The organism is Lactobacillus sp. 3B(2020) (assembly GCF_013487845.1).
Taxonomy (GTDB): Bacteria; Bacillota; Bacilli; order Lactobacillales; family Lactobacillaceae; genus Limosilactobacillus; species Limosilactobacillus alvi.
Window position 1 is genome coordinate 638,300 of the sequence record NZ_CP047410.1, and the last position, 23,878, is coordinate 662,177.

25 protein-coding genes, 2 tRNA genes and 1 other annotated feature are annotated in these 23,878 nt (G+C 43.8%); of the genes, 22 read left to right on the top strand and 5 right to left on the bottom strand.

Translation table 11 applies throughout. The features are described 5' to 3' along the window. Window positions 1-7 precede the first annotated feature (7 nt). The 19 genes from GTO83_RS03065 (at window position 8) to GTO83_RS03155 (ending at window position 17,071) form a co-directional block, all read left to right on the top strand. On the top strand, window positions 8-376 hold the full coding sequence (locus tag GTO83_RS03065) for a phage head-tail connector protein (RefSeq protein WP_180871672.1): 369 nt from the start codon (window positions 8-10) through the stop codon (window positions 374-376). 1 nt (window position 377) lies between these two features. Then, window positions 378-671 (top strand): hypothetical protein, encoded by a 294-nt coding sequence (locus GTO83_RS03070; protein ID WP_180871673.1) that lies wholly within the window; start codon window positions 378-380, stop codon window positions 669-671. Further along, on the top strand, window positions 664-1,215 hold the full coding sequence (locus GTO83_RS03075) for a hypothetical protein (protein ID WP_180871674.1): 552 nt from the start codon (window positions 664-666) through the stop codon (window positions 1,213-1,215). Before GTO83_RS03070 ends, GTO83_RS03075 begins: the two co-directional genes overlap by 8 nt. Continuing rightward, entirely contained in the window at window positions 1,208-1,606 is a 399-nt protein-coding gene (locus GTO83_RS03080) for a hypothetical protein (RefSeq protein ID WP_180871675.1), read from the top strand. The genes GTO83_RS03075 and GTO83_RS03080 overlap by 8 nt, the downstream gene beginning before the upstream one ends. A 2-nt stretch (window positions 1,607-1,608) precedes the next feature. Continuing rightward, on the top strand, window positions 1,609-2,259 hold the full coding sequence (locus tag GTO83_RS03085; RefSeq protein ID WP_180871676.1) for a phage tail protein: 651 nt from the start codon (window positions 1,609-1,611) through the stop codon (window positions 2,257-2,259). Between the two features lie 18 nt (window positions 2,260-2,277). Continuing rightward, window positions 2,278-2,805 carry a tail assembly chaperone gene (locus GTO83_RS03090; protein ID WP_180871677.1) on the top strand — a complete coding sequence of 176 codons (528 nt, stop codon included), beginning with the start codon at window positions 2,278-2,280 and terminating at the stop codon, window positions 2,803-2,805. 74 nt (window positions 2,806-2,879) lie between these two features. Then, window positions 2,880-3,083, top strand: a complete 204-nt coding sequence (locus tag GTO83_RS03095; RefSeq protein WP_180871678.1) for a hypothetical protein — start codon at window positions 2,880-2,882, stop codon at window positions 3,081-3,083. After that, window positions 3,083-6,748 (top strand): tape measure protein, encoded by a 3,666-nt coding sequence (locus tag GTO83_RS03100; protein ID WP_180871679.1) that lies wholly within the window; start codon window positions 3,083-3,085, stop codon window positions 6,746-6,748. Before GTO83_RS03095 ends, GTO83_RS03100 begins: the two co-directional genes overlap by 1 nt. Then, on the top strand, window positions 6,745-7,653 hold the full coding sequence (locus GTO83_RS03105) for a phage tail domain-containing protein (protein WP_180871680.1): 909 nt from the start codon (window positions 6,745-6,747) through the stop codon (window positions 7,651-7,653). The genes GTO83_RS03100 and GTO83_RS03105 overlap by 4 nt, the downstream gene beginning before the upstream one ends. Beyond that, complete coding sequence (locus GTO83_RS03110) at window positions 7,650-9,872, top strand: phage tail protein (protein ID WP_180871681.1); 2,223 nt, start codon at window positions 7,650-7,652, stop codon at window positions 9,870-9,872. The genes GTO83_RS03105 and GTO83_RS03110 overlap by 4 nt, the downstream gene beginning before the upstream one ends. Continuing rightward, window positions 9,865-11,268: a hypothetical protein gene (locus GTO83_RS03115; protein WP_180871682.1), complete on the top strand. Its 1,404-nt coding sequence runs from the start codon at window positions 9,865-9,867 to the stop codon at window positions 11,266-11,268. The genes GTO83_RS03110 and GTO83_RS03115 overlap by 8 nt, the downstream gene beginning before the upstream one ends. A gap of 11 nt (window positions 11,269-11,279) precedes the next feature. Then, window positions 11,280-11,750, top strand: a complete 471-nt coding sequence (locus GTO83_RS03120; protein ID WP_180871683.1) for a hypothetical protein — start codon at window positions 11,280-11,282, stop codon at window positions 11,748-11,750. After that, on the top strand, window positions 11,751-13,688 hold the full coding sequence (locus GTO83_RS03125) for a metallophosphoesterase (RefSeq protein ID WP_180871684.1): 1,938 nt from the start codon (window positions 11,751-11,753) through the stop codon (window positions 13,686-13,688). Next, window positions 13,688-14,494, top strand: a complete 807-nt coding sequence (locus tag GTO83_RS03130; protein WP_180871685.1) for a hypothetical protein — start codon at window positions 13,688-13,690, stop codon at window positions 14,492-14,494. The genes GTO83_RS03125 and GTO83_RS03130 overlap by 1 nt, the downstream gene beginning before the upstream one ends. After that, the gene (locus GTO83_RS03135; protein ID WP_180871686.1) at window positions 14,494-14,856 is read left to right on the top strand and encodes a DUF2977 domain-containing protein; all 363 of its coding nucleotides are present in this window, start codon (window positions 14,494-14,496) and stop codon (window positions 14,854-14,856) included. Before GTO83_RS03130 ends, GTO83_RS03135 begins: the two co-directional genes overlap by 1 nt. Before the next feature lie 2 nt (window positions 14,857-14,858). Continuing rightward, complete coding sequence (locus GTO83_RS03140) at window positions 14,859-15,110, top strand: hypothetical protein (protein WP_180871687.1); 252 nt, start codon at window positions 14,859-14,861, stop codon at window positions 15,108-15,110. Between the two features lie 120 nt (window positions 15,111-15,230). Next, window positions 15,231-15,557 (top strand): hypothetical protein, encoded by a 327-nt coding sequence (locus tag GTO83_RS03145; protein WP_180871688.1) that lies wholly within the window; start codon window positions 15,231-15,233, stop codon window positions 15,555-15,557. Further along, window positions 15,547-15,801, top strand: coding sequence for a hypothetical protein (locus tag GTO83_RS03150; RefSeq protein ID WP_255463154.1), 255 nt, complete (start codon window positions 15,547-15,549; stop codon window positions 15,799-15,801). Before GTO83_RS03145 ends, GTO83_RS03150 begins: the two co-directional genes overlap by 11 nt. Next, window positions 15,779-17,071, top strand: coding sequence for a GH25 family lysozyme (locus GTO83_RS03155; RefSeq protein WP_255463155.1), 1,293 nt, complete (start codon window positions 15,779-15,781; stop codon window positions 17,069-17,071). The genes GTO83_RS03150 and GTO83_RS03155 overlap by 23 nt, the downstream gene beginning before the upstream one ends. 96 nt (window positions 17,072-17,167) lie before the next feature. On the opposite strand, the gene GTO83_RS03160 is transcribed toward GTO83_RS03155, so the two are convergent. From GTO83_RS03160 to GTO83_RS03180, 5 genes are all read right to left on the bottom strand, one after another. Then, window positions 17,168-17,578: a hypothetical protein gene (locus tag GTO83_RS03160; protein ID WP_180871689.1), complete on the bottom strand. Its 411-nt coding sequence runs from the start codon at window positions 17,576-17,578 to the stop codon at window positions 17,168-17,170. A gap of 277 nt (window positions 17,579-17,855) precedes the next feature. Then, window positions 17,856-18,380 (bottom strand): hypothetical protein, encoded by a 525-nt coding sequence (locus GTO83_RS03165; RefSeq protein WP_180871690.1) that lies wholly within the window; start codon window positions 18,378-18,380, stop codon window positions 17,856-17,858. A gap of 19 nt (window positions 18,381-18,399) precedes the next feature. Next, window positions 18,400-19,239 (bottom strand): hypothetical protein, encoded by an 840-nt coding sequence (locus GTO83_RS03170; protein WP_180871691.1) that lies wholly within the window; start codon window positions 19,237-19,239, stop codon window positions 18,400-18,402. A 256-nt stretch (window positions 19,240-19,495) separates the two neighbouring features. After that, window positions 19,496-19,568: transfer RNA gene (locus tag GTO83_RS03175), tRNA-Glu, on the bottom strand. A 47-nt stretch (window positions 19,569-19,615) separates the two neighbouring features. Further along, on the bottom strand, window positions 19,616-19,945 hold the full coding sequence (locus tag GTO83_RS03180; protein ID WP_180871692.1) for a hypothetical protein: 330 nt from the start codon (window positions 19,943-19,945) through the stop codon (window positions 19,616-19,618). A 126-nt stretch (window positions 19,946-20,071) separates the two neighbouring features. Here GTO83_RS03180 and GTO83_RS03185 point away from each other — a divergent pair. The 3 genes from GTO83_RS03185 (at window position 20,072) to GTO83_RS03195 (ending at window position 23,806) form a co-directional block, all read left to right on the top strand. Further along, window positions 20,072-20,144: transfer RNA gene (locus tag GTO83_RS03185), tRNA-Gln, on the top strand. Between the two features lie 144 nt (window positions 20,145-20,288). Beyond that, the gene (gene tpx, locus GTO83_RS03190) at window positions 20,289-20,783 is read left to right on the top strand and encodes a thiol peroxidase (RefSeq protein ID WP_180871693.1); all 495 of its coding nucleotides are present in this window, start codon (window positions 20,289-20,291) and stop codon (window positions 20,781-20,783) included. Window positions 20,784-20,902: 119 nt separating this feature from the next. After that, window positions 20,903-21,116: a binding site (T-box leader), on the top strand. Between the two features lie 38 nt (window positions 21,117-21,154). Next, window positions 21,155-23,806 carry a valine--tRNA ligase gene (locus GTO83_RS03195; RefSeq protein ID WP_180871694.1) on the top strand — a complete coding sequence of 884 codons (2,652 nt, stop codon included), beginning with the start codon at window positions 21,155-21,157 and terminating at the stop codon, window positions 23,804-23,806. The last annotated feature ends 72 nt before the right edge of the window (window positions 23,807-23,878 follow it).

A 23,878-nucleotide genomic window follows, 5' to 3' on the forward strand; every position in this document is an offset into this window, starting at 1 on the left:
TGATTAAATGACGGACTTGGAACGGATTAAGCGGTTGTTAGGCGTTGAATTAGACGAGGACGACACTGAACGGGTTCAAGTCTACATTGAGAATGCCAAACGAATGATTGCAAACTACTCCGAAGGCTATATACAGCTTCAAAAAGACGTGGACCAAGAAAATCAAGGTGACGATTTTCCAAGCGAACTCAACTGGATTGTTGATGAGTTGGTGCTTGGCATGTTTAATCGATTCCACAACGAAGGCATGAAGTCAATTTCCGAAGAAGGATTGACTATCAACTACGGGAATGGCATTAAGGATTATCTTGACGCTATTCAAGGGTGGGTAGATCAACAAGCGGAGAAGAATACTGGCGAGATTGTGGGGTGGTAAAATGCGCTACGATCAATCAGTAACTTTGATTCAAAACCAAGTCAACGATGATGATGATTCACTGGACCAAGTGGTGACTGATGTTAAAACACCAGTTAAAGCTAACGTCCAGTCAACAAAGGTCACGACTGCGAGTGGTAAGACCTTCCGATCATTAATTGTCCGAGTCTATGGTGATTACCAAGCCAATCAAATTCAAATTGGATCCAAGATTTTCGAAGTCCAAGATACCAGCAAACATAATTGTCGGACTGACTTCACTTTGATTACGAATGAGGTGATTTTCCATGGCTAATAACTATGATCAATTACCTAGAGTTGATTTTGAGGTCAGTCTAAGCGATTTTAAGCGCCTTGAAGCTATTGCAAGGAAAATGGAAGCACTTGGCTTTGAAGGAGCTTATGCGGAGTTTCAGCGGGAATATCAGCGAGCTAAGGAGAATAGCTTAATGTTTATCCGCAATGCCGCTGCCGATGAGGTTGATGAAGCCCAGAAAATCGAAAGTCGTCAAGTTGGCCACAGTAAATCGGGATATATTCCGACTGGTACCTTGCAAGGGAGTATTACTCCGCAATTTAGCAAGGGTGGTCTAAAGGTGAGCGTTGTTCCGTTAGCAACGACTGAACAGGCAGAACAAGCCCGTCAGCACGCTAAGCAAGGGCGACAACGACACTTTCAGCCTGGCAAAGCTCAAGGTGTCCACTACTATGGTGTTGATGTGGAATTTGGTAATAGCAAGATGAAAGCCGAGCCGTTTATGAAGCCAAGTGGCGAGAAAGTAGCGGTGAAGCTTGACGGAGAGTTTGAAGAAGCAATGAGGAGGGCAATTAATGGCTAGTCCAGAAGAAGATATTTTAAGTACCGTTAAAAGTGCCTTGAAAGACCTTACGGTGCCTTCTTACTTTGAAGGGCACAAACATTTACCAGCCCTTCCATACATCACGATTAGTCTTTCAAGTGTTCAGGAACAACACCAATTACGGACCAAGGAAGTAATCAAGGCCACGTTGGCAATTGACCTTTATATTGACCCCGCTAAGACAGGGCAAGCTTATTCCATTGGTCGAGATATGATTAATCGGTTGCAGAAAGTACAAGGTAAGGAATGGTGGTCACAGTACAATGATTACTCACTGCGAACCTTACAAAATGAAATTAATGGTCAGCCTGTATTAAGGCTGGCCTTTTTAGTTGACTATCTAATCTACTCAATTAAGAGAGGAGCATAAAAATGGCAGATACTACTTTTGACACGTCTGAATTACAAGACGCTAATTTGATCCTTTACGGTATTAAGTTCCCTTGGGACAAGAAGGAAGACCCAATTCAAATGCTGGGGCAACAAGCCGCCACTTCAACCACTAATGCACCAACAATTTCAAGCACGAACTTAAAGAAAGGGGTTGTCCACGCTCCGGGTTCTCGGGCAGAAACCTTTGTTGTTGACTCTTACTGGAAAAAGATCGGAGACAAGATTCAAGCTGGCTTGGAACGGGCAGTTAAGCTTGGCATTAAAGTTGGCGTTTGGCGGATTGACTTTAACCAAAAGGTCGCCGATCCAGCTAAGCCGGGTTCCTTTGTGGTTCCAGCTAAGTTCGGGATGTGCTATCCAAACGGGGTGCCAAACACAGAAGCGGTCAATAACTTAAATCACGCCAACATCACTTACAACGTCGATGGAAACACGACTGACGGAGTGCTTAAGCAAGAAGAATTAGACGAAGAACTTTACACGACAGGGCTTCAATTATCCGCATTTGCTCACAACACGGATATTGGGGGCACAATTGATCCAGAACCAACGCCACTGGAAGCTTACTTGAAGGCAAACGGTTCACCATCTACCGCAGCTGGTCAATCAACTTCTAGCGCAAACAGCTAATTTAGGAGGATTTAATTCATGGCAAGTTTAACGATTAATAACGAAGTTTACGAAGAAAAACTTAATTATGCTTTCTACAATCAACTAAAGAATGACCCAGACTTAAAGACCAATACTCGGGACGGCTTTTCCAATTTTATTGACAAGCTCCTAGACGGTGACTTGGATATGATTATCAAGTTCCACTGGCACGCTTTGGCTTGGTTTAAGCGTAATCAACCGGCAGAAAATAAAGTGTTTGAAGCGCTTGAACAAACCGTCTTTACTGATGATGAAAAGACCGACCAAGAAATCACCAACATCATTGAAGCTTTGAAGGCTGACGGTTTTTTAGCCCGGAAGTTATCCAAATACTTGAAGGATCTCAACAAGTCAGCGGATCTAATTCAAAAGCGGATCGATGGCATGGAAGACGGGGACAAGAAGGACGAACTGGAAATGGGACTGGAACAAATCCAGGATCAAATCGAACAGGTCAAGAAACTCTTAGCCGAGCCCGACTCCTCGCCGAAGCCCGAAGAATCGGACTCTCAATTAACGAACTAGATGAGCTTAGTCCTAAAGAGTTTGAAGCGGTAAGGCGGGGCTACTACTTAAACTTGGCTGACCAGCGGGAGCAAATGCTGATTGCCAAGCAAGTACCCCAGCCGACGATTCCGACAAGCCTTGACGCTAATGCTTATGGCGAACTAATCCAGAAGCTATTCAAGCGCAACAAGGAAATTACAGAAGAATTAGGCAAGGATCAGCAAACAAGCAGTCAGCCTAAACTAAATCCAATTCAGCAGAAGTTTATCGAATTAATGCAAGGAGGTGACAATTAGTGTCAGTTGTTGAAAAGATTTTTGCTTGGCGAGTTCGGGACGAAGCAACGGGCCCAATGGAACGAATTAAAAACGTGGCTAGCGAATCTAAAGACGCTGCTATGAAAGCCGCCGAAGAAGTTGCAACTTCTGGTGATAAATGGAAAGAGATGGCAACGAAGGCGCAAGAAGCTGGAACTAACGTTTTTGAAAATCTTCAAAAGCAGAAACGAGCCGCTGAAGATTATCGTGATGGCGTTAAGCAAGCTTTAAACAGCGCCAAAGAAGCCGTTGATCTTTATGAGGACAAGCTTAAACAAGTACCGAAACTTTACGGGACCAATTTTGAAGTAAAGGTCAAGGACGCTGAATTGATTGAACTTCAAAGGAAAATCAACGACGTCCCTAAGCTTTATCAGGTCGCCTTAAAGATTCGCAACTTATCGGATTTAAAAGAATTTGTATCTAACGTCACTAAGGTACCGAAGCTGAAAGAAATGGTCTTAAATTTAAAGGGCAATTTCGGTAGTAAGCTTAAGGAAACCCAGGAGCAAGTTGACCGGGCAAAGCATTCGTTTTCTGATTTGAAGAATGTTATGAGCGGTACTTTTTTAGGTGGCGCAATCCTAAATGGGGTCTATTCCATCACCAACGGGATTAAGGAAATGGCCGCTGCTGGTATGGAGTACGACGTCCAACAGCAGAAAATGCACCAAACTTGGCTAACGCTGACTGATGATGCAGGCAAAGCTAAAGGAATGGTCAACACTATTAACGACTTAGCGGTTAAGACTGGTCAAAGCCGGGATTTAGTTAATGAGTTAGAGCAAGGATTCTATCACTTACACTCAAGCAAGACTGAATCTGACAGCTTAACCAAGTCCATGCTTAACATGGGTGATGCTGTTGGTTTGACTAGTGAGCAAATGCGCCAAGTCGAACAGGACATGGTACATGGTTTGGCAACTGGGAAAATCACACAAGGTGAGCTGAATCAAATTGGGATGTACTTCCCGATGATTGATGAAGCGATGGCTAAACACTTCGATACGAGTGTCAAGGGAATGCGTAAAATGGCTTCGGCCGGAAAGATTAGCGCTAAAGACCTTGAAGAAGTCTTTAATCAACTTGGTAGTGGTAAATACAGTAAAGCCGCTGACAACATGATGCAATCCATGTGGGGGATGCAACGGACAATCCGAACGCAAACACCAGCATTAATCGGGGCGTTTGAAAAGCCATTCTTCAACATGAAGAATCCACTATACTCCAATATTTCCAAGTGGTTGCTTGATCCAAAGACCCAAACTGAATTTAAGAACGCTGGGAAGGTAATTTCTGATGGTATTAACGCTTCAATTACTTTTACAAGTGACGTTACCAAGCCGCTAAGAGTTGTTCTAGATTTAGTTGGTAAGTTAGCTAAGGCAATGACGCCAGGCGTCTTTAAAGGCATGGGAGCTTCATTCCAACTTATGGGTGATGAGGCTAATCTCTTTGCCAAAGCTCTTAAAGCCGTTTTTGACTTTCTGGGAGACTTACTAAAGGAAATTGGCAAAGTTACCGGATTAGACAAGCACTTTCAAAAAGGGACCGAAGGCGCAAAGTTTTTAAGTTCTGCGATCAAAGCAGTATCTTTTGCGATTGGGGATTTTATGGGTCCGATGATTGCAGTTAAAGGTGCTATTTTGGGATTTGCTACTGCTGCTAAAGTTGTACGGGGAACGATTCTAGCTTGGGATTTAGTCCAAAAAGCATTAAATGTTGATTTAGCGCTGAATCCAATCGGAATTGCAGTTGTTGCTATTACGGCTTTTGTGGCTGGGATTGTCTATGCCTACAATCACTGTAAAACTTTCCGCGATGCCGTAAACAAACTTGGTAAAGACTTAAAAAACGTCTTTACTGGGAAAGCTGGCTGGGAGAAGTCTTTAGTCAAGAGCTTCCAGAATGCCAAAAAGAGCGTCCAGAACTACTTTAAAGATCAAGCTAAGGAACAGCAGAAGGCGGAAAGAGAAGCCGAGAAGCAACGCCAGAAGCACTATAAAGAGCTTGCTAAATTACGTGACAAGTACGAGCGAGAACTCAAAAAGGCCGTTCAAGATCGATGGAAGGATATTAAAAAGTACGCCCAAAACGGGATGAATAATACCCACAAAACAATCGAGAACAGTCAAAAGGCGATTGAAAAGTCATGGGATCGTGGTTGGAAAGCGATCGGCAAGTTCTTTAGTAACATTTGGCACAGCATTAAAAATACTGGTCACGGAGGTATGAACTCGGTAAAGTCAGTCATTTCGAGTTCCTTAAATAAGATTGATCGACTTTGGCGGAGCGCTTGGAATGGATTGAAGAATTTCTTTATTGGAATTTGGAATGATATTAAAGCAGGCGCACAAGCCGGTATGAATGGCGTTATTAGCGTTATTAACGCTGGAATTGGCGCCATTAACAAGGTTTGGTCTTTCTTTACTGGTCATAATGCACTTGGCAAGTTAAGCAAAGTTCATTTTGCTCAAGGTGGTGTGGTTCACCGCCACTTATCAGTAATCAATGACGGTGAAGGTCCCGACTGGAAAGAACTTGTTCAAATGCCATCCGGTGAGTTATTTATGAGCCAAGAGCGCAATTGGACAGGTTACTTGCCAGAAGGCGCCCGTGTTTACTCTGGGCCAGAAACCCGGGAGATTATGAACGCCGCTGGAATTGATCATTATGCTACTGGCGGAATTGTTGGTGGCCAACACTTTGCTAGCGGTGGCATTGTCGGTAAAGCCGTTGATTGGGCAATGGATAAACTTGACGATATCACCAGTTGGTTTGGCGATAAGTTTGAGATGATGATTAAGTTCATGGAACACCCAGTACAAGCCACAAAGCAATTACTAGATAACGCTACTAGTGGCATGTATGGAGGTTTAAAGAACTTTGGCGAAGTTGCTCACGGTACGATGAATAAGCTAACCAATCCAATTGCTGATTGGTTCAAGCGGGAAGTCGATAAATTAGTGGCACAAATGGAAAACGGGTCTGTTAGCTCGGACCTAGTTCGCCTGGCCGCTGCTAAAATGCACGTCAAAGTTTCCAGTGGCGACATTGCTCATATTTTGAACGTAATCCAACACGAATCTGGCGGTAAGTCAGGTGCTCAAAACAACTGGGATAGCAACGCCAAAGCCGGACACCCTTCAAAAGGGGTTCTTCAATTTATCGATAGCACCTTCCGAAAGTATGCAGTTGCTGGATATGGCAATATCTGGCGTCCTTTCGATCAATTTTTAGCGATGTTTAACGATACCACTTGGCGGTCTGATTTAACGCTTGGTGGTTGGGGTCCAACTGGGGCTCGTCGAATGGCACACGGGGGAGAAGTCTTAGGCTTAACCCGGGCAATCCTTGGCGATAATCCAGAAGGGCACGAATTTGTATTAAATCCGTATGATGTAAATGCTGAACCACTAATGGAGCAAGCATTTGAAACAACGGCTAGCGCTCAACCGACAACGTCACGAGGAATTAGCCAAGGTGGTAATTCAAAGCTCGACCGCATGATTGAACTGCTAGAACAACTCGTCCAATTGTTTGGTGACTTTGACTTGCAACCAGTTCTAATGACAGATGATGTTCGGAAAGCCGTTAATAAGCAAAATGCTCAACGGTGGAGTTTAGGAGGTAAGATTCATTGATCCAAGTCTTTTCTACCCGTACCGATCGCCCCCACAAGTACGAATTTGGGGAGTATCAAAATCAACTTGGCTTTAATCCAATCGAGTTCTCAATTTCCGAAGATAGTAAGAAATGGACTAGTTGGTTTGATCAAATCAACGGTTCGGGAGTGTACTGTTACCAGGCACCAGACCCACAACCAGCCAATCCAATTAATAGCTTTAAGAAGATTGGTATCGCTGATGGTCAACAACTGCTTTCGACTAGCTACGATACTCGGGAATTTAAGATGGAAGTCATGTGCACTGATCCAGTTGATGAGAAAGATGGTTTCCTGGCCTTCGATGAGCTACAACGCTTTCTAGTGGCCCGGGATCCATACTGGATTAGTTTTTCAAGTTGGCCCGGTCGCATGTATTACGTGAAGGCAAAGCTGGGGGCACCAACTTACTACGGTGATCGTTGGCTATGTGAAGTAACTTTCACTGACCTAATCGGTCTTAGTCGTAGCGTTGAAGACACCATGAGCTATGACGGCGATACGCTGACCATTGGTAATCGAACTATGATTGAGGATAGCGAGATTAAGTATAGCTTCACTGAAAGCAAATTTAAGGTGTACAACTTCTCGGACGTGATGATTGACCCCGATTATCGGGGACACCCCTTCAAGCTCACCTTAGACGGCTCATCGACTGGAAATTTAAGCATTACCAATAAAACGACTGGCGATGTTCTCACGAGAAAGGATGCGTTTAACGGTCAATTTGTCCTTGATGGTGTTAATCCGCTTCTTAATGGCAAAGGTGATTTACTCGCTACCAACGCAGGGGTAATCACCTTACAGATTGGGGCCAATGATTTTGAAATTCAAAACTTTACGGGCACGGCGAAATTTGAATTTGCGATGTGGTGGTTATCATGATTAACACAAGAATTAAGCGGGATACTGTCTTTATTGAAACGCTTGATGGTAATACTGCATATCGAGTTAGCTCACAGGACTTATACGACACTGCAAATGTCAACTTTCAGTTAAGTAGTAACTATGAAATTTCGATGACTTTAACTTATACGGAGAAGTTCAAGGACGTCTTTAATACTGCTCAAGCTAAACGAGGGATCTGGTATTACGGGCAGTGGTACGATATTCAGCAACTGGAGCCGGGACTTGATGAAAATGGAGTGGCAATCGTTAAATTGACAGCGACTGCCACAATCATTGACCGGCTCAAAAACATGCGAATTGACCCCGTTCAACCAACTGAAGATAATCCGCAATCGTCGGATTCAAATAGCGCAAGCGATGATTCTAATAGTAATGATAATCAACAAGCCGGGGTGGTAATTAAGAAAGCGAGTGAGGAAACTAATCTTCACCCACTTTCTTATTACTTAGATTCCTTTTTTAAGGGTAATCGGCAAAGTACTAAGTACGAACTACATGGTGACTTCCCCCAGCTCAATGTCGAACTAACGGGAAGCTGCTATGACTGGATTACTTCAAATCTGGCAAGCTTTAAAGCGTACTGGGTCCCGGATAACTATGTCTTGAAGATATACGACTTGGCCCACTTGAAGGTCAACAACGGGCGGCAGTTGCGGTACCTGAACAACTTAACAAATGTTGATATCCAAACCGATGCAACTAATATTATTAATTGTTGCGATGTCTACGCTGGGAAGATGCAGAAAACAACCACTACAGTTAGTGGTGGGAGTGTTTCCGGAAGCGCGGAAATGAAAAATGGCGATTATGTATCAGTCTTGAAGTACGCTGCCGATTTAGTCGGTGAACATTTGTCAGACGCTGATATCAATTTAGTTAAAGCCCAAGTAATGCTCGAATCGGGCGGAAATGAAACGATTGTCGGTGGTGACGATGGATTAAGTGACGGACACGCAATCGGAATCTTGCAATTTAAGCAAGGAACTTTCGATTACTACTCCCGGCAACCATACACCAACATCAAAACGGCAATTGGACAATTTGTCGCCCTGCTGAATATTCCCAACTGGCGAAATCAAATTAACGGGCGAACGGGTTGGTCACCACATGGCGCACCAATTACGAAAGACCCAATTCAAGTTAAACCTGCGGTTGATAATAGCTGGGGCTGGCCTTTTCCAAGCGTGGGCGAAGGAACTTTCATGCAAGCGCAAAAGTTTGGCTATGATGGCGGTTATCGGACAAATAGCTTTCATGACGGGCTTGACTTCGGTTCAATTGACCACCCGGGAAGCGAAGTGCATGCCGTCCATGGTGGGAAGGTAACTATCAGCCGGGCTTGGGGTTCTGGCGGGATTGGTTGGTATATCGTAATTCAAGATTCTAGCGGTCTGAATGTGGAGTACCAGGAAGCCTTCGCAAGTGCTGGAAACATCATCAAAAACGTGGGTGATATCGTCAAGACAGGCGATGTTATTGGCTATCGGAACACGGATCACTTGCATATCGGGATTACTCGTCATAGTTTTCCAGAAGCCTTTAGTCATGCTTTTTCTAATGACGGAACTTGGCTTGATCCACAAGCGATGATTAAAAATGGTGGGGACGGTCAATCTGGTGGGAGTTCAAGCGATTCTACGACAACGACCACCACGACCGAAGAGTATTACTCAATCCACTTTACCTATCGAAATCAAGAAAGCATTAAGAACTACAAGGAGCACTGGGGACCACCAATCACGCTTGACAGCATTTACGATCAAACTCAAGCCCAGCAATATGTGGATTCAACAGTGCAGCATGACCCGGCTGTAACCTTCTCAATCACTGGTAACTACGATGGTAATTATCAAATTGGAGAAGTTTTCCGAGCAGTCGTGCCACGAATGAAATTAAACACTGACGTTACTTTAGTCGGGATTGATGGTAGTGATCAGCGAGTTCACCCGGGAGCTGATATGACTTTGACCTTCGATAATACGGGGTTGGCAATGAAAGACGTCAATGTTGCAATTATGGAAGGATTGAAAAATATCAAGACTAGTTCCAAAGTCAGTGGAATTAATATGGTCACGGCTACGAATGAGCACAAGGAAACACATACCGCTACGATCACGGCTAAGTATACGGAAGATCAAATGCGGGCTTGGAAAGATTACACAGATGGTAAGGAGGTGACCTGGCCAAATGGCTGATGAAGATAACATTTTACAACCAATTGCGCCGACAAACGGAAATGCTTATATTACGCCGATTATTTTGAAGTATATGATCGGGACTAACGGGATTCCTGGCTTATACTGCTCACCAGATAATGGGCAAACATACAAGTTTGAGTATGGACCCGATGGCAAGCGATATGATGATGCGGACGCAATGAGAATTATGCGAGTGATTGAACCGTATGTCCGAAAGATTGCGCTAGATGTGGTAACAAGTGTTTTAAATAGCCAAAGTAAATCTACGTCTGATAGCCAAGCAACTTCTGCCCCTCAAAGTACTTCTCAACCCGCTAGCCAAAGTGACAATCAATCAGCTAGTGATTCTGTCGCTTCAAGTCAAGGCTCCGCCCAGTCCGCAACGCAATCTGCTAGTCAATCTTCTAGCGCTTCTCAGCCTGCTAGTCAACCAACGACAGTTAGCTTTATCAAGGGTGGAAATATCTCGCCTTCGGGTGGCATGGACCCAGCTGAGACGGACAAGGAAGCTAGTGATATGAAGTTGAACTCGATTACGGCTTCCTTGCTTGTCCGGGCTGATAATGCTACCAGCTCGGATCCAGTAGTCCTTGATGATGACTGGAACAACATGACCAAGGACGTGGATTACTTGGTAGCAAAGGGCTACAAAGTAATTATCCAACCTTATCCATGGATTGCTTCGGGGAGCGTAGTTGAAACTGCTTGGGAGCCGAGCGACTTTAGCAGTTTTATGACTGCTTACAAGGCTATCATCTTACGTATGGCCAAGTATGCTGAAAGCGCTGGCGCTTGGGGGATTTACATTGGTACTAATCTGATTAAGATGGAAAACCACGAAAGCGACTGGATTAACTTAATCAAGGCTGTCCGGGAAGTTTATCACGGTAAGATCATCTATCGGACTAACTGGTGGTACGACGCTACTTGGGACGCCACCACGATCCGGAATTACCAGACGACGCTTGGACGGAGCTTCTGGCAGTACGTGGATATTATCGGGGTGGCTTCCTACTTTGAGCTCACGGACAAGCTTAATCCGACAAGCGAGGACTTACAGGCCGCCTTACATAAGGTGCCTTACTACAATCGTGGCCAAGATATCTTTAGCGAAGTTAAAGCCTTTGCTGACAAGTGGGGTAAGCCAATCCTCTTTGGTGAACTTGGGGTGCCACCTTTCGCTAGTGGTGCTAAGCAGCCGTGGGATGATGTCACAGGCAAAGATAATCTTGATTACAGTGTGCCAGCTAACCTCTTTGACGCTTACTACAAAGTCTTTGGTGGTCAACCATGGTGGCTGGGTTACTCGATCTTTACCATCGATGATAGCCACAGCTGGTACAATCCTTACGGCCACCCAGCGGCTGATGTGATTCGCAAGCAATTTAGCTAGGAGGTGAGGGAATGGAATTACACACAAATGACCTTTCGATTAATTCGGAGAAGACCTTGCGGGAGCAACTGATTGATAACTTTCAGTTAATATCAAAAGAAGTCGGTCAGCTCGAAGGTGAATTTACGGCACTTGACAATCAGCACACCGCTGACGTCACAGATATCTACAAAGCAATCCAACAGGCTCGGGACAACTTAACCCGGGCCTTTTCTGATGCGGATAAAACGCTGAGTAATCGAATTACGAGCGAATTAACTGATGTCGACAATCGCTTGAAGAAGCTGGAAGCCTTGATCTATGACGGTCAGCCAGCTTATGTAGATGACGACTTGCCACCACAATCAAGCAATGGATCAACAGAAATTACAGATTATCCTGTACCTAACGACGTAAGTCCAAGTGGAGATGAAGCTTTAATCACTGATACCCCTAAGCAAGCGGGATCGGTGATTATGGTACCTGGAAAGGAGATAAAATAAATGGCAGAACATATCAACCATGTAAATAAACGGAAATACTACCGAATTGGACTTGATATTGCCAAGGAAGGTGATGAAGTCTTTAATTTAACTGAATACTTTAAGGCCCGGATGGGTGACCGGAATGCCCCCATGCTATTAACTTTTTACCAACAAGGTTCGCTAATGAATGTAAAGGGGAAGAAACCATTTATTCAAGGTAATGTCGGCCACTACTCTTTTGATGAAGATGGCAAGATTGTGATGGCTGATGATGCAGCATTGGTTACCTACACCGGGACCACTGCTGATACTGACTACGCAGGCCACGTCACTTATATCTTCCCCGAGCAAATGTTCCCGCAAGAAGGGATTTTCTACGGCTCGATTGGGTTAATTGATGATGAAACTGATCAGAAAGTCACATCAGTAGATATTTGGTTTAAAGTCTATAAGGGCGTCGCTTATCTCGGGAAGGCAAGCAATTACTATCTTAGCGATCTTGAACAGCTCAAAGCAAACTATGAAGAAAAGATCCGGCAAGCTCTACTTACCGCACAAGGTGACTTTGATGCTAAAGCTCAAGCTTTGCAGACGGTGCTTGATGACTACAAGAAGCAAGCCACGGATTTAATTGACAAATTAAATACGCAAGGGCAAACAACAAATGCCATGATGGAAACTGTCAAGGCGGCTTTGACTGAACTACAAACTAAAATCCAGCAAGATGGGCTTTTTACCAAAGCAGATGCACAAGCTATCGAAAATACGATTACTCAGCAACTTAGTGATACAGAAGCTAAGCTGGATGAAAAAATCAATAATTTTGGCGCAATCAACGTTGACGAATCTGCAATTTCTGGTGGTTTTGTGAAGGACTACTTCAAACCTGAAATTTCACGGGTGAAGTCAGAATTACAATCCGGGCTCTTTACTTTTACACAAATGAATGATACTCACTGGGAGACAATCACACGAGTTAAGCCCGAAGCTTACCGCTCTTTAAACCACGTCAAAAACGCCTTAGCTTTTTCAGATGTCAGTGACTTGATCGTCTTGAATGGCGATAACACAAACTCTGATACGGCTAGTTTAGATGGAGTAAAGCACGATATTCAAACTCTGACTAATGTCTTTTTTGACGAAGTGACCGATGGAAAAGCGGACCGCTTTATCGGACTTGGTAATCATGATGACGGCTCGACCAGAAGGGAATATCAACTAAATCGGTTCTTGGCACAAGATAATTATTTACATGACGCTTACTTCCGTAAAGCATATCGAACTGATCAACTGCTAAACGGCGAAACACGTGATAATGGCAGCATCTACTTCTACAAGGATTATCCAGAAAAGAAAATTCGCTTCATCCTAATCAATACAAACGATATCGCTGAAGGAGTTTTAGACAATAGCGGTTCACAAAAATTTGACCGCTGGGGCACGCATACAGTTCGCCAAGAGCAGATGAATTGGCTATACAATGTCGCTCTAGCCAATGTCCCAGTGGACTACCACGTGGTTGTGATGGGCCATACGCCCCTTAATGCCAACGCTAGTGGTGGTTGGCATGATGGTATCAACAACAATGATACCATCGGCTATCACAATTTAACGCTCGTAGCAGACTTGCTATGCGCTTTTCGTGACGGATCTAAAGTTGAATTGAACTCGACTGAAGCTAACTTTCCACTTAATTTGGAAGCAGACTTTACTAAGCAAGGTCCACGGAACTTGGTTGGATACTTCTGTGGGCATACCCACCAAGACGAAATCACCACATACAATGGATTATCGATCGTGGAAGTAGCATGCTCAGTCTTTTACGACAACTTCAAGTCACGCTTTGTAGATACGCCGAGTGAAGACGGCTTTGCGATCGTGCAAGTGGATACGGAAAATCGAAAAGCCCACATCCACGGTTTCGGATATAGTCAAAGTAGGAGTGTGAGTTACTAATGACGAAAAATAAATTAAGCCTTGAAAAATCAGTTTCTGAACTAGAACGAAAGCTGCTGGAGCACATCGGCTCTAATGGGTATGGGTCAAATGAGCAGTCAGTCCATCTTCCAGTTGACACTGACAATGCCGGCTTTGCCACACCAGATATGTATGTGCACGATCAGCAACTTTTTACTAAAAGAAAGTGGGTAGCAAATGTCGATATTTTAAAGTTGGCTCCCGGATACTACGAAGGGTCTGGCTTTACCAATCATCCTGCAACTGCAACTGCCGATACACCTACGACATGGATCAGCAATGTCGATGTGATTGATGGAGATGACGGTCGGCGCATGATCTATCTTATGGATAACTTAAATGGTTACTTCTGGAAGCGAACGCTCCATACTGGCGGTGCTCCAGACTCTGGGACAGGAGCGTGGATTAAGTATGACGGATTGGTGACTCTGTGGAGTGGCTTCTCAAAACTAGATGAACCCGCAACTTTAAGTAGCAGTTTATATCTATCGAGTGGCGCAACTTTATATAACACCATCTTAGTCAAATACACTACCGATACTGAAGATTTCGGGCTAGCATACGGCAACTTGAACAAAGTGACGATCAACGCATTAAATTTAAATAACGACCCCACTTTAAAGATTGCGGATTTCTACGAAGCCGAGCTTGTCTTTCCCACAGGCACTACTGCTCAAGTTACAAGAAATCGAGCGATAACCCTTCTTTCTTCAAGCGACGATACGGCTCACTTAGGCGAGAGTAGCCAGAAAATTAATATTACAAAGATTATGGGGGTGAAGTGATGAAATTAGTCGTTAATGGAAATTTGATTATAGGATACTGTAGCGTAGGAGATCTGCCTGGTACGATCGAGTATACTGGTGACTTGCCAACTGGATTCCAAGATAATTTCGCGAGTGAAAAGTATCTTTACCAAGACGGGAAGGTGATCATCAACGATCAGTATGAAGCGCCTAAGCCATCAATCCCGGAAATTGGAATTACAGATGGGCAGAAAGTTATCAATCAGCTAGGAGCACAGGTAGCTAACCTGACCACTGAAATTCAAAGCTTAAAGAAATCCGATCAAGAGATGAGCCAAACTGCATCATCTTTAGGTATGCAAGTAGCACAACTGCTTGCAAAAGAACAAGGAGGTAACTAATTATGTATCCATATGGACAAATGTTTGATTTCTGCAAGTCGATGTATGCTTGGATGCCGGGCTTTGACTTGGTTCCGTACGTCAAGCTTGGGGATATCGTTTTGACTAAAGAAGGCTATAAGCTAATTACGGGCAAGGATTACGCTGATCCGGATTCAAGCGTAAGCGGATCGACTTCAACTTCTACTTCCCAATCTACGAGTGAAGCTAGTCAATCAACTGCAGTTGCCGATTCACAAGCTGTAATTCAATAATATTTTTTTAGTCGCCTCTGAAACACACAGTACATAATGAAGCCTCACTACGGTGGGGCTTTAATTATGGGCGGCTTACATACTTTAAGCGGTAGGGGGTCGGCAGAAGGAGGTTGGTAGATGGCACCACGTCCACTGGGGTTAGCGTGGTCAGACTGGCTCGCAATCGTCAGTTTGATCGCTTTAGCGGCGACTTGGATTCGCTCGGGGGTGAAGATTACGGCACACGAGAGCACTAAGACCGAGTTTGCGGAACTTAAAGAAGCGCTGGAGGGGCTGAAAGAAACTATGATCCGGGTCAATATGACGCTGGAGCAGTTGCAAAGCGACCGGAAGACCACGAAACAGCGTCTTGACGCCCACTCGAAGCGCTTAGACAACAACGAGCGGGATATTGCGGTTATTAAGGCAAAGATGAGTATTGGAGATGATAGCGATGAAGGTTAGCTTAAAGAAGAAGTTCCTAAATGCCGATGGAACGCTTAATAAAACGGTATTAGCAAGCTTTATTACTTTATTGATTGTCTTAGTACAACAAGTAATGCTTGCTTTTGGCTTTAGCTACGGTCACTGGGATCAACTAGTAGGGGCAATTAACACCCTGCTAGCACTGGCTTCTGTGGCCGGGTTTATCGAAGGCAACGGCGAAGTCGAAGCACCGAAAGGAGATGAAGATCATCAAAGCAAGTAAAAAGGAATTAATTAAAAAGACGATGACTTACGGGGCACTTGCGATGGCAGGTGCCTTTTTAGTTGCCGGTGCTACTGGAGAAAACCCACAAACCGTGCTCGCCGAAGGGCGCTCCTATGGGGTGGATTTGTCAAAGTATCAAGGCTTTGTCGCTACCAAGATTTACAATCAAGACGAGTTCGGGATTGCTCAAATTGGTGGGTTTAATGGTGCACGTCTTTACACGCAAGATACCTACGCAAATCAAGTTAAGACAGGGATTGCTAACGGCTTGCGGATGCACACGTACTTATGGGATCAGACCGGGTCAAGCATTTACTGGACTGACCAAATGCTGGACTACTTCCTACCACGGATTCAAACGCCAAAAGGCTCAATCGTTGCCCTTGATTACGAAGCCGGGGCAAGTGGTGATATTGAAGCAAACACCCGCAACATCATCCATGGGATGCAAAGAATCAAGGATGCTGGATATACGCCAGTGTATTATTCTTACAAGCCTTATACTTTAGCGCATGTCAATTGGCAAGAAGTTATAAGGCAATTCCCTAATTCGGGGTGGATTGCCGCTTACCCAGATTACAACGTTCGGTCGCAACCATACTGGGGTGTCTTTCCAAGCATGGATGGCGTCACAATTTACCAATTTACATCGACTTACCGGGCAGGAGGTTATGACGGTAATATCTCCTTGGCACCAGGTGGCGTTGATATAACCAAAAATGGTTATCGTGGTGGTAACTCGCAAAAACCAGTGACGACGACCCCAGCCGTCCAAGCCGGGAAGCAAATCCACCAAGACACGCATAACTACACCGTCAAGAGCGGTGACAGCTGGTGGAAGATTGCCCACGATCACGGCATGGATATGACGGCCTTAGCCCAACTTAACGGCAAGTCAATCAATGACGTAATCTATCCGGGTCAAGTCTTACGGGTAGCCGATAAGAGCAAGGGTAATACAGTTTCCGACAAGGTTACCCAACCCGTCAAGCAACCAACTGCTAAGATCTGGACGGATAGTTTAGGCGACACTTGGCACAAAGAAGACGGAACTTTTACATCTAACACTTGGCTCCATCTCCGCTATGGTGCTAAACCGTACTCGACTACGGTCATGTATGCCGGGCCGGGCTTAGTAATTAAGTATGATGCTTACTCCGTCCATGACGGCTTTGTCTACGTCCGGCAACCACGTGGCAATGGCAACTATGCTTATATTGCGGTCCGGAACGCCACTACCCGGGAAGCCTACGGGTCTTTTAAATAACTAATTCTTCTGATATAATAACTGTGCTATAGTCTTGCACCCTCACTTCGGTGGGGGTGTTTTTTTACATAAAAAGCCCCGGCACGGGGCAGGAGCTTAATTTAAATCTGGTAGTAAGTCGGCAGTGTCACTTAGTAGCTTGCATAGTGACGGACGACTACTAAACTTGAAGCTTAATTCTTGCATGTGGTCAAAGTCGAAAGGTACCACATACAATTTAACTTCTGGATCAGCGGTCTCAAGGACGTAGGCATACTTAGTTTCGTAGGTTTCTAAATCATCAAGGATTGTCTTTAAATCCTCATCATCTCCGATGAGAGTCCGCTCACTTTCTTCTGCTTCAAGGTCCTCTCTGATAATTGAGCGGAGTTCGCTGACGGTGAAGACCTCGCTAAGCATGACACCATCAGCAGTTTCACTTTTGATAAAGTGAGCCGCCTTATCAATTTGATTATTAAAGTACATTTCAGCCACCTTAGACAACTTCTTGGCTATCTTAAGTGACATAGCTTCGACTTCTGTTTCGCCAGTGCGATACTTACTCAGCGATTGCTGAGAGATACCAGAATCTTTTGATATACGGTATCCACTGATGTTATCGTTATTCAAAAGCCAATCGATAAGTTTAACATTAATTATCATTGACATTTCCTCCAATCGTTTCTATAATTAAGCCAATTCCTCACGTTAGTGGGGGTGTTGCGGATAGCGTTTTCAGAAATACGCAACCTTTATATTCTTCCCTACGTCAGTGGGGGTAAGGTGCCATTGCTTGGCGCCTTTTTTATTTTTCCAGAAAGCGGCCATCGCCTTCGGTGTAGAATGGCGTTTCTGGGACATCTTGCCGTTGATCGAGAACTTCTTGAATAAAGTCTAGATCATCGGTCAAGTTTACATATGCTTCTTCCCAGTCGCCTTCACCGCTGGCACCTAATGCCAGCTCTTCGGCGATCTCTTCTGTATCTTGGTCACCATCGTACCAGATGGAGTTGTCGACATATGAGTTGCCAACTCCAAAGAAGAAGCGGTAGCCTTCTTCTTCCTTCCTAACTTCACTGTACAGTTCGGCACTTTCAGCTTTGCTATCAACGACTTCACCAGCGGTGTTGAATACGGGGTCTAAGAAGAACCGGGCATATTCAATATCGAGATCATCAGCGAGGACGACGTCAAAGTCGGCAGTTGGTTGCGGGGCCACCCCGTAAACCGTTACTTTCACGGCGAGGTAGACGGTGTGTTCCTTGCCGTCCTTACCGATAAAGGTTTCCATCAAGTTGTTGGTAGCGTAAGCTTGGTCTTGCTTAATCATAATGTTTTCCTCCTTGTATTTACTTAATTAGTTTTGCCTTATATTCGTAGTAGGTATAGCCATTAGGATTATCCATGGCCAGGTCAAGTTCATCGAAGTCTTCCAGCACTTCCACTGGCACAAATTTTCTATAGACTTGAATTACCTTATATTGCTTTCCCTCGTCAGTCACAACTTGACCAATTTGTGGGATGAATTCATCTGTGTCTAGGGTAACTACTTCCTTTTCTGCTACTTCTTTTTCAATTGGTTGTTCTTCTGCTTCTTCCTCACTTTCAGTTTCTTCTTGTTCTTGTACTTCTACTTGTTCTTGTTCCTCTTCTTCCTTGCTTTCTTCTTGGGCTTCAAGCTTTGCTACTAATTCATCATACTTTGCTTCGTATGCGCTAGTGTCTACACCGTAGCGGTGAAGATCAGCCAAAGCTTCGTGGTAAATGTCCTTTGAGCGATTTGAGATGTAGCCTTCTTCTACATCGTTTTCCATGTAGTTGAGGGTGCGTTCAATCTTCTTGGTGGCTTGGGCCTTCTTAGCAGCTCCCTTGTCGTCAAATTCTACGTCACTGTACTTTTCAAGCACGTGAGTAGTCTTAATCTTTGACTTAATTTCCGCTTGAGTGAACTTTTCGCCTTCGTCCACCCAATGGAAGGCCATCTTAACAGTTTCTTGGACGTCCTTTTCGTAGAAGCTATCTACGAAGGTGTCGATAATCAACTTTGCTTTGCTCGTCCGAGATACAAAGTTAATAACTAACTTGGCGAGATATTCGTTGTCCAATTTTTCCATTTGGAAGATGACGTAGTTCCTAATGTCACCTGCGAATTTGATCTGCTTTTCTGATCCTTTCAATTCCTTCATCATGATTAATTTCCTCCTTCATTTGTTTACATGTATATAGTACTACTAAATTACAGTTTAGTAAACTACAATTTAGTATTTTCTGAGAAAAATATTTTAGCAATCCTTAGGATCAAAAAAGCTCCCCAGATTTGGGGAGCTTTACAAGTTTGTACAACATTTGTACATCAAATTTAAAATTGGTAATGATCGGTAATGTTCAAAAATCCTTTAAATCAACGATTTAAAATCGCAATAAAACGATATAAACTACCATAAATCACCCGTACGGGGATCGAACCCGTAACTCCGCCTTGAGAGGGCGACGTCTTAACCAATTTGACCAACGGGCAATAATTTACAAATGGTAGTTTACTCTTTTTAACGAATATTGTCAAGGTTATTCATACGAGAGATCAATTAAGTATTGTTGTGCCTTCGTAACGTGGCTCGTGGTAACCCAAACGTCGTGATAGCCGGGATTGCTTTGACCAGTTAATTGGAAAAAGTAGTCAAGCAGATCACCGTTTTTAGCAACAAAACTGGGTGCTAAGCGATTTACCAGAAGCTTGTTTTTTGGAAAATAAAATTCACTATCGGCAACCTTCATTTGATCATTAAAGGTAATCACGATTGCATTAGAATACTGTGGATGTTGCGAAATAATTAATTCGGGATGTTTTTTTAATTTTGATAATACGTAATAGATCGAATCCGAATTGCTAGCCATAATCATTCTCCCTCTCGAAATGTCTCTTTTTTATTGTAACAATTTTTTGAAAAAAAGCGAGTAAGGCTCTTGCGTAAGGAGAATGACTTGGCTATAATAACTTACGTTGTTAAAGTTTAATAATTTTGGGTATTCGCCAAATTGGTAAGGCAGCGGACTCTGAATCCGTAATTTACTGGTTCGAGCCCAGTATACCCAATTCTAAAAGGCACTAAATTGATTTTATTATCAGTTTGGTGCCTTTTCTTATAATTCGATGAGCCTTCAGCTTTAGCTTTCCCAAATCCTTTGGTATACTAATTGCATATTAATAGTTATCAGCAATTCAAAGGAGGCAAATATCGTGGAAGTTACATTAAACGGTGAAGTTCGGAGCTTAGTTGGGAATCCACCTGCGATTGGGGAAGAATTGCCACACTTCAAGGTTTTTGATAAGGATGGCGAAAAGATTAAGACCCGCTTTTTATTTGGTAAGCCAACTTTAATTAGTGTAATTCCGAACATAAATACATCTGTTTGTAGCATTCAAACGAAGAAGTTTAATGAAGAAGTTGATAAGTATAAAGAGGCTAACTTTTTAACTGTTTCAACTAACACCATTGAAGAACAACAAAATTGGTGTGCTGCTGAAGGGGTTAAGAATATGCAATTGGTTTCCGATCATGAAGAATCATTCGGTTACGCAATGAAATTGTTGATTCCTGATGAAGGAATTTTGGCTCGTTCGGTTTGGGTTGTTGATGCTGAAGGTAAGATTACTTACCGCGAAATTTGCCCAGAAATTGTGATGGAACCAGATTATGCCACCGCAATTGCTGAGTTAAAGAAGTTACTTTAAATTCTTTGAGATTGGAAAAGGATGTTCTCCTTTTTTATCTCGTAGCACCGTCAGAAGCTTGCTTACCAACTTATCTTTTTAACTTGACGCTTCTTTTTGGGGAGCGTATTATAAAGCTACGTTATGCGAAGATCAAGAGCTTTTTAACTTGTCCTGCTAAGAGAGAGTTTAGCTAGTGTGAAGAACTCCAGGTTCGGTTAAGAAGGTAGCTTGGGAGCAAATTCCTTGAACTTAAGTAGAGGGGTTCGGTTCATTTACCGTTATCAAATGGTCAAGTGGGGGTAATTTTATTACCTCAAATTAGGTGGTACCGCGAGTAGTCTCGTCCTATGTTTAGGACGGGGCTTTTTTTATTTGAAAGGAGCTTTTTCATGGTAAAAGATATGCCAACCAAGTTCGATCCGGCAAGCGTTGAAGCCGGTCGTTACCAATGGTGGATTGATAATGGTTTCTTTAAGCCTTCCGGCGACAAGAAAGCCCATCCATATTCAATTGTTATTCCACCGCCAAATGTTACTGGAAAGTTGCACTTAGGCCATGCCTGGGATACGACCTTGCAAGATATGATTATCCGGCAAAAGCGGATGCAAGGTTATGATGTTTTGTGGTTACCAGGGATGGATCATGCCGGAATTGCAACTCAAGCTAAGGTTGAAGCCCGGTTACGTAAACAAGGGGTTTCCCGGTACGATTTAGGTCGGGAAAAGTTTGTTCAACAAGTCTGGGACTGGAAGGACGAATACGGTGATATCATCCATAAGCAATGGGCCAAGATGGGGATCTCCGTTGATTATGACCGGGAACGCTTTACCCTTGACGAAGGTCTAAACAAGGCGGTTCGCAAGGTTTTTGTTGATCTTTACAAGAAAGGGTTAATTTACCGGGGAACCTACATTATTAACTGGGATCCACAGGCTCGGACGGCACTTTCTGACATTGAAGTTATTCACAAGGATGATCAAGGGGCCTTCTACTACGTTAAGTACCCATTTACGGATGGCACAACCTTTAACGGGAAGGATTACATTGAAATTGCGACGACCCGGCCAGAAACAATGTTTGGGGATGAAGCAATCGCGGTTAACCCAAGTGATGAACGCTACAAGGACTTAGTTGGTAAGAAAGTCATGGTTCCACTTGTTAACCGGGAAGTTGAAATTATCGCTGACGATTACGTTACCCCTGACTTTGGGACGGGGATGGTTAAGATCACCCCAGCTCACGATCCAAACGACTTCAAGGTCGGTAAACGCCACAACTTACCAGAATTGAACACCATGAATGAAGATGCTTCAATGAATGAAAATGCTGGTAAGTACGAAGGAATGGATCGGTTTGATGCGCGGAAAGCCATTGTTGCTGACCTAAAAGCCGAAGGTTACTTGCTTCGGGAAAAGTCAATTGTGCACGCTGTTGGCCATTCCGAACGGACGGGAGTTCAAGTTGAAGCTCGGCTTTCGACTCAATGGTTTGTAAAGATGAAGCCATTAGCCGAACAAGCTTTAGCAAACCAAAAGACAGACGACCGGGTTGACTTTGTTCCAGAACGGTTTGAACATACCTTTACCCAATGGATGGAAAACGTTCATGATTGGGTAATTTCCCGACAACTCTGGTGGGGACACCGGATCCCAGCTTGGTACAATAAGCAAACTGGTGAAATGTACGTTGGCATGGAAGCCCCAAAGGATATTGAAAATTGGGAACAAGATAAGGATGTCCTGGACACCTGGTTCTCCAGTGCTTTGTGGCCATTTTCGACAATGGGCTGGCCGAATACTGACGCGGAAGACTTCAAACGTTACTTCCCAACAAATACTTTAGTTACGGGTTACGATATTATCTTTTTCTGGGTTTCCCGGATGATCTTCCAATCCCTCGAATTTACTGGTAAAGCTCCATTTAAGCACGTTCTGTTACACGGGTTAATCCGGGATGAACAAGGGCGAAAGATGTCTAAGTCTCTTGGTAACGGAATTGACCCAATGGACGTGGTTAAAAAGTATGGGGTTGATGCTTTACGGTGGTTCTTAATTACTGGCTCAACGCCGGGGCAAGATATCCGTTTCTCATACAAGAAGATGGATGCAGCCTGGAACTTTATCAACAAGATTTGGAACGCTAGTCGATACGTTATCATGAATCTTGGAGAAATGGATGCGCCACAACTACCAAATGCTGATAAATGGGATTTAGCTGACCAATGGATTTTGAGTCGGTTAAACGCCACGATCAAACAAGTCAGTGCTCAATTTGAAAAGTTCGAATTTGGGGAAGCTGGTCGTGCCCTATATAACTTTATTTGGAACGATTTCTGTGACTGGTACATTGAAATGACCAAGGAAAAGTTGAACAATGGGACGGCTGAAGAACAAGCAGATACCAAGAATATCTTAGGTTATGTGCTTGACCAAATATTGAAGTTGATGCACCCAATTATGCCATTTGTAACTGAAAAGCTTTGGCAAGCAATGCCCCATGAAGGTAAGTCCATCATGGTAGCACAATATCCAGTTGAACATCCGGAATTGGCAAATTCGGAAGCTGAAACTAAGATGGGTGATTTGATTGCTTTAATTAAGGCGGTTCGGCAAATCAGAAATGATGCTGGGGCGCCAATGTCCAAGCCAGTCAAGATGTTGATTAAGGTTGATAACGCTGAAATCAAGCACATTTTTGAAACCAACCGTGACTACATCGATCGCTTCTGCCACCCAGCAGAGTTAATGATTGATGAAGCGGTTGAAGCGCCAAAACTGTCTATGTCCGGAATCTTAGCTGGGGCAACGGTCTACATTCCAATGGCTGAGTTGGTTGATTTAGAAGAAGAAAAAGCCAAGGTTGAAAAGGAAATCAAGAAGTTGGAACAAGAAGTTCAACGTTCCGAAAAGAAGCTTGGTAACGAAAAGTTCGTTCAAAATGCCCCGGCAGCGGTGGTTGAAGAAGAACGGCAAAAGGCAACGGAATGGCAACAAAAGTTGGCCGCAGCTAAAGAACGGTTAACGTCATTAACGGAAGCCTAAGCAATTTCGATTAGATTTATGGGGCTAGGTTAACGCCATGAGCGAACCTAGCCTTTTCCTACATAGGGGGTA

Coding starts and splice junctions, on each gene's coding strand:
- GTO83_RS03180 (WP_180871692.1), bottom strand. CDS start 19,945: ATGGCTAGCAATTCGGATTCGATCTATTACGTATTATCAAAATTAAAA.
- GTO83_RS03125 (WP_180871684.1), top strand. CDS start 11,751: ATGGCAGAACATATCAACCATGTAAATAAACGGAAATACTACCGAATT.
- GTO83_RS03090 (WP_180871677.1), top strand. CDS start 2,278: ATGGCAAGTTTAACGATTAATAACGAAGTTTACGAAGAAAAACTTAAT.
- GTO83_RS03115 (WP_180871682.1), top strand. CDS start 9,865: ATGGCTGATGAAGATAACATTTTACAACCAATTGCGCCGACAAACGGA.
- GTO83_RS03085 (WP_180871676.1), top strand. CDS start 1,609: ATGGCAGATACTACTTTTGACACGTCTGAATTACAAGACGCTAATTTG.
- GTO83_RS03150 (WP_255463154.1), top strand. CDS start 15,547: ATGAAGGTTAGCTTAAAGAAGAAGTTCCTAAATGCCGATGGAACGCTT.
- GTO83_RS03095 (WP_180871678.1), top strand. CDS start 2,880: ATGCTGATTGCCAAGCAAGTACCCCAGCCGACGATTCCGACAAGCCTT.
- GTO83_RS03170 (WP_180871691.1), bottom strand. CDS start 19,239: ATGATGAAGGAATTGAAAGGATCAGAAAAGCAGATCAAATTCGCAGGT.
- GTO83_RS03120 (WP_180871683.1), top strand. CDS start 11,280: ATGGAATTACACACAAATGACCTTTCGATTAATTCGGAGAAGACCTTG.
- GTO83_RS03110 (WP_180871681.1), top strand. CDS start 7,650: ATGATTAACACAAGAATTAAGCGGGATACTGTCTTTATTGAAACGCTT.
- GTO83_RS03140 (WP_180871687.1), top strand. CDS start 14,859: ATGTATCCATATGGACAAATGTTTGATTTCTGCAAGTCGATGTATGCT.
- GTO83_RS03155 (WP_255463155.1), top strand. CDS start 15,779: ATGAAGATCATCAAAGCAAGTAAAAAGGAATTAATTAAAAAGACGATG.
- GTO83_RS03160 (WP_180871689.1), bottom strand. CDS start 17,578: ATGTCACTTAAGATAGCCAAGAAGTTGTCTAAGGTGGCTGAAATGTAC.
- GTO83_RS03080 (WP_180871675.1), top strand. CDS start 1,208: ATGGCTAGTCCAGAAGAAGATATTTTAAGTACCGTTAAAAGTGCCTTG.
- GTO83_RS03145 (WP_180871688.1), top strand. CDS start 15,231: ATGGCACCACGTCCACTGGGGTTAGCGTGGTCAGACTGGCTCGCAATC.
- GTO83_RS03075 (WP_180871674.1), top strand. CDS start 664: ATGGCTAATAACTATGATCAATTACCTAGAGTTGATTTTGAGGTCAGT.
- GTO83_RS03195 (WP_180871694.1), top strand. CDS start 21,155: ATGGTAAAAGATATGCCAACCAAGTTCGATCCGGCAAGCGTTGAAGCC.
- GTO83_RS03065 (WP_180871672.1), top strand. CDS start 8: ATGACGGACTTGGAACGGATTAAGCGGTTGTTAGGCGTTGAATTAGAC.
- GTO83_RS03135 (WP_180871686.1), top strand. CDS start 14,494: ATGAAATTAGTCGTTAATGGAAATTTGATTATAGGATACTGTAGCGTA.
- GTO83_RS03165 (WP_180871690.1), bottom strand. CDS start 18,380: ATGATTAAGCAAGACCAAGCTTACGCTACCAACAACTTGATGGAAACC.
- GTO83_RS03130 (WP_180871685.1), top strand. CDS start 13,688: ATGACGAAAAATAAATTAAGCCTTGAAAAATCAGTTTCTGAACTAGAA.
- GTO83_RS03070 (WP_180871673.1), top strand. CDS start 378: ATGCGCTACGATCAATCAGTAACTTTGATTCAAAACCAAGTCAACGAT.